The sequence below is a fragment of the Moraxella haemolytica genome (assembly GCF_030177935.1).
In the GTDB taxonomy this organism is placed as follows: domain Bacteria; phylum Pseudomonadota; class Gammaproteobacteria; order Pseudomonadales; family Moraxellaceae; genus Moraxella; species Moraxella haemolytica.
Genome location: NZ_CP089974.1, coordinates 770,693 through 783,211, shown reverse-complemented (window position 1 = coordinate 783,211; position 12,519 = coordinate 770,693). Strand labels below are relative to the sequence as shown.

10 protein-coding genes are annotated in these 12,519 nt (G+C 44.1%); 8 read left to right on the top strand and 2 right to left on the bottom strand.

Translation table 11 applies throughout. From position 1 onward, the window contains the following. Positions 1-45 precede the first annotated feature (45 nt). The 8 genes from LU276_RS03675 (at position 46) to LU276_RS03640 (ending at position 8,553) form a co-directional block, all read left to right on the top strand. Positions 46-852 carry an RNA methyltransferase gene (locus LU276_RS03675; RefSeq protein ID WP_284674300.1) on the top strand — a complete coding sequence of 269 codons (807 nt, stop codon included), beginning with the start codon at positions 46-48 and terminating at the stop codon, positions 850-852. Between the two features lie 151 nt (positions 853-1,003). Then, complete coding sequence (cysE, locus tag LU276_RS03670) at positions 1,004-1,792, top strand: serine O-acetyltransferase (RefSeq protein ID WP_284674574.1); 789 nt, start codon at positions 1,004-1,006, stop codon at positions 1,790-1,792. 49 nt (positions 1,793-1,841) lie between these two features. Continuing rightward, positions 1,842-2,906, top strand: coding sequence for a tryptophan--tRNA ligase (trpS, locus tag LU276_RS03665; protein WP_284674299.1), 1,065 nt, complete (start codon positions 1,842-1,844; stop codon positions 2,904-2,906). Between the two features lies 1 nt (position 2,907). Beyond that, on the top strand, positions 2,908-3,846 hold the full coding sequence (locus tag LU276_RS03660) for a segregation and condensation protein A (protein WP_284674298.1): 939 nt from the start codon (positions 2,908-2,910) through the stop codon (positions 3,844-3,846). Between the two features lie 85 nt (positions 3,847-3,931). Further along, positions 3,932-4,558, top strand: coding sequence for an SMC-Scp complex subunit ScpB (scpB, locus tag LU276_RS03655; RefSeq protein WP_284674297.1), 627 nt, complete (start codon positions 3,932-3,934; stop codon positions 4,556-4,558). A gap of 143 nt (positions 4,559-4,701) precedes the next feature. Then, complete coding sequence (gene rluB / locus LU276_RS03650; protein WP_284674296.1) at positions 4,702-5,727, top strand: 23S rRNA pseudouridine(2605) synthase RluB; 1,026 nt, start codon at positions 4,702-4,704, stop codon at positions 5,725-5,727. 42 nt (positions 5,728-5,769) lie between these two features. Then, the gene (locus LU276_RS03645) at positions 5,770-6,315 is read left to right on the top strand and encodes an acyl-CoA thioesterase (protein WP_284674295.1); all 546 of its coding nucleotides are present in this window, start codon (positions 5,770-5,772) and stop codon (positions 6,313-6,315) included. A 405-nt stretch (positions 6,316-6,720) separates the two neighbouring features. Then, positions 6,721-8,553: a phosphoenolpyruvate carboxykinase (GTP) gene (locus LU276_RS03640; protein ID WP_284674294.1), complete on the top strand. Its 1,833-nt coding sequence runs from the start codon at positions 6,721-6,723 to the stop codon at positions 8,551-8,553. A 181-nt stretch (positions 8,554-8,734) separates the two neighbouring features. Here the strand turns inward: LU276_RS03640 and LU276_RS03635 are convergent, their stop codons facing one another. Beyond that, positions 8,735-10,510, bottom strand: a complete 1,776-nt coding sequence (locus tag LU276_RS03635) for an acyl-CoA dehydrogenase C-terminal domain-containing protein (RefSeq protein WP_284674293.1) — start codon at positions 10,508-10,510, stop codon at positions 8,735-8,737. Between the two features lie 137 nt (positions 10,511-10,647). After that, positions 10,648-12,471 carry an acyl-CoA dehydrogenase C-terminal domain-containing protein gene (locus LU276_RS03630; protein WP_335342689.1) on the bottom strand — a complete coding sequence of 608 codons (1,824 nt, stop codon included), beginning with the start codon at positions 12,469-12,471 and terminating at the stop codon, positions 10,648-10,650. Positions 12,472-12,519: the final 48 nt, after the last annotated feature.

Sequence of the window (12,519 nt, the reverse complement as noted above, 5' to 3'; positions counted from 1 at the left end):
ACCAATCACCCAAACACTCATATTTACAAGTAGCGATAAGCTTTCATGAACCGATTAGCACACCTATCTAACATTCGCATCATCATGGTTGGTACTACCTTGCCTGCCAATATTGGCTCAGCCGCTCGTGCCATGCACACAATGGGTCTTAGCGATTTAGTGGTGGTAAATCCCCGTTTACCCATTGATGAGACCAGTCATGCCCATGCCGCAGGTGCGACAACGATTTTAGATAAAGCTCGTATCGCAAATAGTATTGATGAAGCGGTGGCGGACTGCTCACTCATTTTGGCAGCATCGGCTCGCACACGCCACCTACCAAGACCCACCATTACCCCACAGCAAGGGGCTAAGGTTCTGGCAAATTTCTTTGATACCCATACAATTCATGCAAACAGTGAACAAAACACCACCATCGGCATACTCTTTGGGCGAGAAGATAGAGGGCTGACTAATGACGAGCTGGCTTTGGCGGATTACCATATCCAAATCCCTGCCAACCCTGCTTATCCTGTGCTTAATGTCGCATCCGCCATACAGGTCATCGCATCATTCATCTATCATGATTTTTCTCAAAGCCCAAGTGATGATGTCCATGATGATACCACCAATGATGGTTTTTATCTTACCATTCGCCAAGACTGGGACGAGCCTGCCATCACTCATACTCAAAAAACCAAACTCAACAACCGCATCATCAGTTTGATGTGCAGACTTGGCTTGGCAGACACTCACGACCTAAAAAACTTACCCAATCGCTTATCTCGCATGAATAGTCGGATACAACTTGACCAAAAAGAATACGCCCTACTCAGTGCACTGCTTGCCAAAATTGAACAAAAATTACATTAAGCATGCCAAAAACACGCATTGATGTTGGCAAAGATGGTAAGAATACTTTAAAATATACCCACACCTATTAAGTGTTACACCCGATTAAACTTGGCATACCATATTAAACTTTTTAATCACAGACACTCAATACAAGGATAACGCTGTGTCCATCATTCAAAAAATCAAAGCACTTGGCGATGCCATCAATGATGATTTGGAAGCTGTGCTCAAAAAAGATCCTGCTGCACGCACCAAACTAGAAGTGTGTGTTGCTTATCCTGGTATTCACGCACGCACTTTGCATCGTGTTGCCCACACTTTATGGACGCATGAACATAAATTTGTTGCACGCACTTTATCGCATGTCAGCCGTGTGCTAACAGGCATTGAGATTCACCCTGCCGCCAAAATCGGCAAACGCCTATTCATTGACCACGGCATGGGTGTCGTGATCGGTGAGACAGCAGAGATTGGTGATGATGTTACCTTATATCATGGCGTAACCTTAGGTGGGGTGTCATGGGAAAAAGGGGCGAAACGACACCCTACCTTAGGCAATAATGTCGTGGTGGGTGCTGGAGCAAAGATTTTGGGGGGATTTACTGTAGGCGATAATGCCAAAATTGGCTCAAACGCTGTCGTTGTTAAACCCGTGCCTGACAACGCCACCATGGTCGGCTCTGCCGCACGCATGATTGATCGTAGCGATAAAAAACCCGCCCCAAAAGTCAGTCAAGAACAAAGCCAAGCCGCCGATGAACTGTTCAACGCCTACGGATTAAAACCAGACACCCAAGACCCCGTGGCGACTAGCATTGCCGCCCTACTGGCTCATATCCAAAATCAAGACAAACGCATCGATGAACTGCAATCCGCCATCTGCAAACTTGATCCTGATTTTTGTCAGCAGGCACATAGTCCCATTTGTAAAGAAGATTTGGATGTACTAAAATCCTAATAAATCTCAATCAAAGCACACATCAACAAAAATACAATAAGGATAACTCATGAACGACACCGCACAGAAAAAACGAGTTCTAACAGGCATCACCACCACAGGAATCCCTCATCTAGGCAATTATGTTGGCTCAATTCGCCCTGCCATCAAAGCTGCCAACGAAGCAATCGCACGAAATGAAGGTGATGCGTTCTTCTTCTTGGCGGATTTTCACGCACTCATCAAATGCTTCAACCCTGACGAAATCCACCGTTCTACTCGTGCCATCGCTGCCACTTGGCTTGCTTGTGGTCTTGACCCACAAGCAGTTACCTTTTATCGTCAGTCAGACATTCCTGAAATTCCAGAGCTTGCTTGGGTGCTTAACTGCTCATGTGCCAAAGGATTGATGAACCGTGCTCACGCCTATAAAGCAGCAGTAGACATCAATACCGCCAAAGAAGGCCACGACCCTGATTTTGGCATTACCATGGGATTGTTTAGCTACCCTGTGTTGATGGCAGCAGATATCTTAATGTTTAATGCCACCCATGTGCCAGTTGGTAAAGACCAAGTGCAACACATAGAGATGGCAAGGGATATCGCAGGGACTTTTAATTTTAAATACAAGTCGTTATTTGTTCAGCCAAATGCTGTCGTTGATGAAAACACCCCACTATTGACAGGGCTTGATGGTCGTAAGATGAGCAAATCATACGGCAACACCATTCCTTTGTTTGGCGATGGCAATCCACAAATTGACCCAGAAAAAGCCCTAAAAAAAGCCATCTCACAAATCGTTACCAATTCACAAGCCCCAGAAGAACCAAAAAATCCTGACGAATGCACCATTTTTGAGATTTATCGTGCCTTTGCTAATGCTGATGAAATCGCAGCACTGGCAGACCATTATCGCCGTGGTATCGGCTGGGGCGAAGCCAAAGAGATTTTATTTAACAAAATCAATGATGAAATCGCCCCAATGCGTGCTCGCTACTTTGAACTAATGAACAACCCCAAAGAGTTAGAAGAAATCCTACAAATGGGGGCAGCTAAGGCTCGCCGTGTGGCACATAAACAATTAGAGAAGACTCGCCGTGCTGTTGGCATCAAACCGCTTGCTAAACTTAAATAACATGACAAATAGCACAACCCATAGCACCGAGACTGGCACCAATCAAGATACCAACACGATTCGTATCTTTGATACACCTGTTGAAAGCCTACCTGAAGACCTGTACATTCCACCACAGGCGTTTGCTATTTGGCTTGAGCAATTTGCAGGTCCGCTTGATTTTTTATTGTATCTGGTCAAAAAAAATAACTTTGATTTGACCGAAACAGCCATTTTACCCATTACCGAGCAGTATCTTAGCTATATCAAAGACTTAGATGAAGAATATTTTGAACTGGCAGGCGATTATTTGCTAATGGCAAGTACACTCATCGCCATCAAAAGCGAACTACTACTGCCACAGCCCGATATTGTTGATGATGAACTAAGTCCCAAAGCAAGGCTGATTAGAAAGCTAGAAGAATATGCCCAAATCAAAGAAGCTGCCAAACGACTAGACGGCTTAATTCGTCTTGAAAGAGATGTATTTTTAGCATGGACAAGCCTGCCTAGTGTTCAGGCAATGCGTGCTGAGCTACCAAAATACTCGCCCAATATTTTGATCAATAGTCTAGTCAATATGCACATTAAGACTGACCATCAGATACATACGGTCGCTACCGACCCTGTGCCGTTGCCTGAACGCATAGCTGACATCAGCCAAACCATGAGCAAACAAGGCAAAGCAACTTTTAAAGAACTTCTTAATCCCACTCAAGGCAAACTGGGCGTGGTGGTAAGTTTTGTGGCAATATTAGAACTGATAAAACGAGGTTTGATTGGCTTTGGTGAGGTGATGATCTCCAACGACATCAAGGCAGATGATTTATTTATCAATCCTGCACCAAAAAAACAAAAACAATCAGCATCGCTAAACGACCAATCATCAGCCAAGCAAGCAGTTGATGTTGAGCATATCGCATATGCCATTGATGAACAGACCTTATATTGGCTACACTAGGTATCATCTCACCATCAATCAGATAAGCCAATCAACACCCAAAACCGAACCCACCCATAACCGCCAATACAAACAAATAAAACATATGGAACAATCAATCAGTCCCACACCTTTAAACATCGCAGATGACAAACCGCTTGACGAACGCCAAGCCCTTGAAGAACATGCCACCGCCGAGGCTTTGAGTCGCTACATTGAAGTTTTACTGCACGCCAGTGAAACCCCTTTAACCGACAATGACCTAAAAAAGCACCTATCTATGAGTCATAACGAACTGCAGATGGCACTTATTATCCTAAAAGAGCGACTCTCAGGCAGTGTACTGGCACTAGGCAAAACCGCCAGTGGCTATCGCCTACAGATTAAGGATAGCTACGCAAGACTTATTCAGCAGATTTTCCCCGAGCGACTTGAAACGCTAAGCCAAGCCCTACTTGAAACCTTAAGCGTCATCGCTTACAAACAGCCTGTTACTCGTGGGGACATCGAACAGGTGCGTGGCGTTACTGTCTCTAGTAATATTCTAAGACAACTGTTTGATAAGGGCTGGATTGTAGAAAAAGGTCATAAAGACACACTGGGAAAACCCGCCCTACTGCACACCACGCCTGCTTTTTTGGACGCGTTTGGTCTAAATAGTCTTGATGAGTTACCACCACTGCCCGAATTGCCAAACCTAAAACCCAATGATACACACTCAAGCCCCCCATAACCAATCATCATGCTTGCTTAATCATAAAACAGCTGATAAAAAGTTACTATTTGTATTTTTAACTTGCCAAATCTACATCAACCCTTTATCATAAAATCTTTTAACATTGTGAAATGTTATTTTCCAACCACAGGAACATCATCATGAACGACATGACCAGCATCACCGACACACAAGAGTCCACCCAATCTCGTCCAGAAGGCGAAAAACTCCAAAAATTACTCGCTCGCATGGGTCTAGGCTCACGGCGTGGTCTAGAAGACATCATCAAGGCGGGGCGTGTCTCCATCAATGGGCAAATCGCGACTCTAGGCGACCGTGCCACCACCACTGATGAGATTCGTGTTGATGGGCGACTTGTACGCATCAAAGCAGAAAGAGAAAAACGCCGCCGTGTCATCGCTTATCATAAACCTGAAGGCGAGATTTCGTCCGCATCCGACCCAGAAGGTCGCCCTACCGTCTTTGATCGTCTGCCCAAATTGACAGGTGATAGATGGGTCATGGTCGGTCGTCTAGACATTAATTCATCAGGGCTACTGCTATTTACCAACGATGGCGAATTGGCTCATCGGCTCATGCACCCATCAAGCGAGATAACTCGTGAGTATGCGGTGCGTGTGCTAGGCGAGGTAACCCCAACAATTGCCCAGAATTTAACTCGTGGCGTTGAACTTGAAGATGGCATGGCAAAGTTTGATGACATCAAAGAAGGTGGCGGTGCTGGCGTTAATAAGTGGTATCATGTCAAAATCAAAGAAGGTCGTAAGCGTGAAGTGCGTCGTATGTTCGAATCCCAAGAACTTAAAGTCTCACGCCTGATTCGTACTCGCTACGGCACTGTGCTACTACCAAAAGAGCTGCGTACAGGGCGATTTATTGAGCTTGACGCCAAAGAAATCGGCAAACTCATCGAAACGGTCGGTCTACGCCCTCGCATTGGTACAGGCTTAAACACTGCCACCAAAGAAAAACAAGCTCGCATTCATAAAAAACCACTAAAATCTCGTGAGATTCGCCGTCAAAAGCACGAAAGACATGAACGAGAAGAAGAACGCCGCAACCGTATGAACGGCAAATCTACCCATAAAGGCAGATCGCAATCAAAAGAGCGTACCGAAAAATCAAATTCGCCCAACCTAAAAAACGCCAAGTTTTATCAGGTTTGACAAGTTTGATGACAACAAATAGCTCATCGCAAGGAAGTTATCATGTATCCGTTTTTACGCTTAACCAAAACAATCATCAAAAGCTCGCTTAGTCTCAAACAAGGAGATGGCTTAAGTTTGACTGATATCAGCGAATATCATTTCACCGCCAATGTGAATGACATTGATAATTTTCTTGAGATGAACAATGGACGGATTTTTACGCTATTTGACTTAGGTCGTACTGATTTTGCCATTCGTACAGGACTTGGGGCAAAGCTCATCAAAAATCGCTGGGGCTTGGTGGTGGCGGGCAGTACCATTCAGTATCGCAAGCGAATTCGTGCTTTTGATAAGGTTACAATGAAAACTCGTATTTGTGCGATTGATGAACGATGGTTTTATATTGAGCAGACGATGTGGGTCAAGGGTAAATGCACCTGCCATGCTTTATTGCGTACTGCGGTTACAAATTTTAAATCTGGCAAAACCCTACCCACCAAAGAAGTCTTGGACAGCCTAGGCTACACCGACATCAATCTGCCACCCGATGAATGGGTGCAGGCGTGGATTGAAACAGACAGACTGCGTCCTTATCCAAGTGAGTAGCTTTATATGACAGATTTTATCACAGTCTCATGCAACAATAGATGCAATCTATTGGGTAGAATTTAATTGCGTCTCATTAATCAAATAAACATACACTAAATGCAATACCAACAACCACTTATTACCACAAAGCAAGCCAAAGTATAACAAGGCAACCAATATATAAAATCCAAAAATATGACCATTTATTTTATGAATATTTATTATCAATTGTATCAAAATATGTTTTAATACACAAAAAAAAGCAAAGACTGCACAATTATAAATCTTTGCATAATATATGACAGACTGTCAAGTAACCAATATTGACAGCCTTCCCATCATCACGAAATAAGTAATGATGCTATTGTTTTTAAGTTCTTTTAAATAGGTTTTACTTTCATTTTTTATGATTGAGATAATCGCATGACCACAACAATTACCGCACCAGACTTTGTCCGCCACCAAGCCCTAATAAATTGGGTTGCCAAAATCGCAACTCTCACCAAGCCCGCTCGCATTGAATGGTGCGATGGCTCAGAAGAAGAGTATAACCGCCTAATCAATCTGATGATTGACAATGGCACCATGATTAAGCTCAATGAAGAAAAGCACCCAAATTCTTATTTGGCATTTTCCGACCCTTCTGATGTGGCTCGTGTAGAAGACCGCACTTTTATCTGCTCAGAACAAGAGATTGATGCTGGTGCAACCAATAATTGGAAAGCCCCGAGCGAGATGCGTGCCATCTTAAATGAAAAATTTGATGGTTGCATGGCAGGTCGCATCATGTATGTTGTGCCGTTTAGCATGGGTCCTTTGGGTAGCCATATCGCCCACATTGGTGTTGAACTGACCGACAGCCCTTATGTCGTAACGAGCATGCGTAAAATGGCTCGTATGGGCAAAGCAGTTTATGATGCACTTGGCGAATCAGGCGATTTTGTGCCTTGCGTTCACTCTGTGGGTGCACCACTGACAGCAGGTCAAAAAGATGTGGCATGGCCTTGTAATGATGACAAATACATCGTCCACTTCCCAGAAACTCGTGAAATCTGGTCTTATGGTTCAGGCTATGGTGGCAACGCCCTACTTGGCAAAAAATGCCTAGCACTTCGCATTGCATCTGTCATGGGTCGTGAGCAAGGTTGGTTGGCTGAGCACATGCTTATCTTGGGTGTAACCAATCCGCAAGGCAAAAAACATTATATCGCTGCAGCATTCCCATCGGCCTGTGGTAAAACTAATTTTGCCATGTTGATTCCACCGGCAGGCTATGAAGGCTGGAAAGTTGAAACTGTTGGCGATGACATCGCTTGGATTAAACCATCAGCTGACGGCAAACTATACGCCATCAATCCAGAAGCAGGCTTCTTTGGTGTCGCTCCTGGTACAAATACCAAAACAAACTCCAACTGTATGAGTACATTGCATTCCGATGTTATTTATACCAATGTCGCCATGACAGAAGATGGTGAAGCATGGTGGGAAGGCAAAACCAAAGAAACACCAGAAAATCTCATCAACTGGAAGCGAGAAAAACATGACGGTAGTGAAAAAGCATCACATGCCAACGCTCGCTTTACTGTATCGGCAGCTCAATGCCCTTCCATCGACCCACAATGGGAAAACCCTGAAGGTGTGCCAATTTCTGCATTCATCTTTGGTGGTCGTCGTGCCGACACTGTGCCATTAGTATCTGAAGCCTTTGACTGGGTAGATGGCGTGTATAAAGCCGCCACCATGGGTTCTGAAACCACTGCCGCCGCCACAGGTGCACAAGGTGTGGTACGCCGTGATCCATTTGCAATGTTGCCATTTGCAGGCTATAACATGGCTGATTATTTTACCAACTGGCTAGAAATGGGTGAAAAACTAGAACAACTAACCCAAGCTCATGGCACGCAACTACCCAAAATGTTTAAGGTGAACTGGTTCCGCCGTGATGCCGATGGCAACTTCGTATGGCCTGGCTTTGGACAGAATATGCGTGTACTAGAATGGATTATTAACCGTTGTGAAGGCAGTGCCAATGCTGTTCATACGCCGATTGGTCTTGTTCCAACTTATAATGACATCAATTGGGCAGAATCTGATTTTAGCGAACAGGAATTTGATTTGTTAACCAGTCAAGATAAAGATGCTTGGATAAAAGAACTGGCAGATCACAAAGTCTTGTTTGAAAAACTAGGCGAGCGTATGCCACAAACCCTAATTGACCATCAAGCTAAGTTGGTTAATGACATTCAAGCTCTATAAGTCAAGTTCAGTTATCACAAGATGACATCTTGCACAAATGCCTTAATCTAAAATTTTAGATTAAGGCATTTTTATATTTCTTGATTTGCTACTTTAGCCATAAAAAATAGTAAGTATATTATATAAAATTCATAAAAAAGACAGCACAAGACCGTCTTTTATTGTATCAACACCAAGTCAATTAGCCAAAAAATGACTCATCAAATGCCATGATACTCTCAGAACCTGCCTTTGCCATTTGCGCATGAGCAAAAAGTTTGGGCAAGATGCGTGATACAAAATAATTGGCGAGCTTGATACGCTCATTGTAAAACTCGCCTACTTTAGATTCGCTAGCATTAACAACAAGCAGGTACATATAGCCATAACACAGATAACCTACTGCGTGCAGATAATCCACTGCAGAAGTGTTGATGGCGTGCACATCAGTCTTAGAGACACTTATTAAATCTTTGGTGAGTTGTTCAACACACTCTACTGCATCTACCAAAGATGCTTTAATGACATGTTGGGTTTGGCTAGCTTGGCAGGCAGTGCGAATTTCATTTAAAAAAGCAAACATTGCTTTACCATCATTTTTTATCACCTTACGACCCAACAGGTCAAGCGACTGAATGCCATTCGTTCCTTCATAAATTTGACTGATGCGAGTATCACGGACAATCTGCTCCATACCCCATTCACGGATATAGCCATGACCACCAAAAACCTGCTGACAATCAACGGTTGCATGGAATGCCATATCGGTCAAAAACGCTTTTACAACAGGGGTAAGCAAAGCAACCTTGGCACTAGCTTGGGATTTTTGAGTATCGTCATCACTAAATTTCACCACATCAAGTGCCTTTGCAACATACATGGCAAAGGTACGAGAAGCAACACTATTGGCTTTGGCATTGAGTAACATACGGCGAACATCACCAAAGCCAATGATTGGGTCGGCTGCCTTATCGGTATTTTTAACACCATCATCGTGGCGACCTTGTAGACGGTCTTTGGCATAGTTGCACGCATTTTGATAAGCCAGCACGCTTGCTCCCAAGCCTTGCAGCCCCATTGTTACACGCTCATAATTCATCATGACGAACATGGTGGCAAGCCCTGTATTTTCTGCACCCACTATATAACCCTTAGCATTATCAAAATTCATCACGCAAGTTGCTGATGCTTTAATACCCATTTTATGTTCAATTGAGCCTGCTGACACATGGTTTCTTTCGCCCAAGCTACCATCATCATCAATAAGAAATTTTGGCACAATAAATAACGATATGCCTTTTGAGCCGGCAGGGGCATCAGGTGTTTTTGCAAGCACTAGATGGATAATATTATCCGCCAAATCATGCTCACCACCTGTGATAAAAATCTTCGTCCCCGTGATGTTATAAGAGCCATCAGCATTCGGTACGGCACGGGTCTTAATGATGCCCAAGTCTGTTCCTGCGTGTGCTTCAGTTAGGCACATCGTCCCTGACCATTCACCTGTATAGAGCTTAGGCAAATAAGTTGCCTTTTGTTCATCACTACCTCCAGCCTGCAAGCACAGACTCGCCCCAACGGTCAAGTTTGGATATAAAGCAAAGGACTGGTTCGCCGAGAACATCATCTCTTCGGTGAGCATACTGACCATCTTTGGCATACCCTGCCCACCAAATTCAGGCGAACCACCCAAGCCAATCCAGCCCATCTCGCTGTACGCACGAAATGCTTCTTTAAAGCCTGTTGGGGTGGCAACCTTACCATCGCCTAGATATGTTGCACCCTCTTCATCGCCTGACTGATTCAGTGGCAGTAGTACCTCACGACTAAATTTTGCCATCTCCTCTAAAATCATATCCACCGTATCGCCATCCATATGCGACAATGCCGGTGTATTTTTCCATAAATTTGGTGCGTCAAAGACTTCGTTTAGCGTAAAACGCATTTCGTCCAAAGGTGCGGTATAGGTCAAAGTCATCACTAACTCCTTTTATATCCTGAATGCAATAAGACAGTTTTATCAAAACATATTTTGACCATCAGGTCAAGATAAAAGTGGTTTGCTAACTGCTGGCTCAATTAAGCCACCATCAATCGGTTTTTAATTTAGCCATTTTAAAAAGCAAACTGCTCACTTGTCATCGCCATCAAAGTCGTATGGCTACTATTGATGCGTGCAGCATGAACAAAAGTGCGTGGCATGAGCTTGGCAAAATAAAACTCTGCCGTTTTTACTTTGGCATCATAAAAACCATATTCGCCTTGCAAAGACTTGTCCACATCCAAACTTGCATTCATCTCATCAAGCTTGGCATAAGCCACTACTGCCATTCTTGCCCATAAGTAGCCTAGCGTTACATAACCACTAAAAAATAGATAATCTACCGCTGCTGCACCCACAGCATCGAGATTCTGCGTGCCTTGCATGCCGATGCGTGCGGTAATATCGCCCCACTGCCTATTTAATTTGGCAAGCTGACCAATCATCTGCCCCATACGGTCATCATCTTGATTTTCTTTGCAGAACTGATGGATGATTTTGGTGAAGTTTGCCAACAACCTACCTTGTGAACCTAGCACCTTGCGTACCAATAAATCTAAGGATTGAATCTCTGTTGTTCCCTCATACAAACAAGCAATGCGAGTATCACGCAGATTTTGTTCCATACCCCATTCACTGATATAGCCATGACCGCCATAGACTTGCACACCCAAATTGGCTGATTCAAGCCCTGTCTCCGTCAAGAATGCTTTGGCAATCGGTGTTAATAATGACAGCATTTCATCAGCAAATTTAGCCTCCGCTCCATCAGCCTTTGCCACAATATCAGCAAACCAAGATAGATAGTATACCAAAGCCCTACCCCCTTCACTGAACGCTTTTTGAGTCAGTAGCATATTTCTGACCGCAGGATGATGAATGATGCTATCGGCAGGCTTATTAGGTTCTTTTGCTCCAGAAATCGAACGCATGGCAGTGCGGTCTTTGGCATATTTTAGTGAACCTTGAAAGGCAAATTCTGATGCTGCCAAGCCCTGAATTGCCGTGCCAATGCGTGCAACATTCATAAAGGTAAACATACAGTTAAGACCACGATTCTTTGGTCCAATCAGATAACCAGTCGCCCCATCAAAATTCATCACACAAGTTGCTGATGCTTTGATGCCCATTTTATGTTCAATAGAGCCACACGCCACGCCATTACGCTCGCCCAGCGTTCCATCGCCATCAACCAAGAATTTTGGCACAATAAATAGCGAAATCCCTTTCGTACCAGCAGGGGCGTCAGGTAAGCGTGCCAAAACAATGTGAATGATATTCTCAGTAAGGTCATGCTCACCTGCCGAAATAAAGATTTTTTGTCCTGTAATGGCATAGCTACCATCAGCATTCGGCACAGCACGAGTCTTAATAATGCCCAAGTCCGAACCTGCGTGTGCTTCGGTTAGGCACATTGTCCCTGACCAGACACCTGTATTCATCTTCTCTAGATAAGTTGCTTTTTGTTCATCAGTGCCATGATGTTCAATGGTCTGTATCGCCCCATGCGACAAACCCGGATACATCGCAAATGACCAGTTTGCTGCACCCATGATCTCACTGACCGCACTTGACAGTGAAGTTGGTAACCCAAGACCACCAAAGTCTGGATCAGCGTTTAATGCTGCAAAACCAAGCTCACAATACTGCTCATAAGCCTCTTTAAAACCTGTCGGCGTTATTACCGCACCATCTTTAAAGGCACAGCCCTCAATATCGCCTGTGCGGTTGAGCGGAGATAGTACCGACTGAGCAAAGTCCGCCGCCGCCTCAAGATAGCTATTAATCGTATCAATGTCTAGCTCACAATAATCAGGAATGTTGGCGTAGTGGGCTTGTGAGTCTAACAGTTCGTGCATCACAAACTTCATATCACGAATCGGTGCGATATATTGCATAATCCATCTCCATAGAAAATAATATCAAACAATCACATGACTAACTGT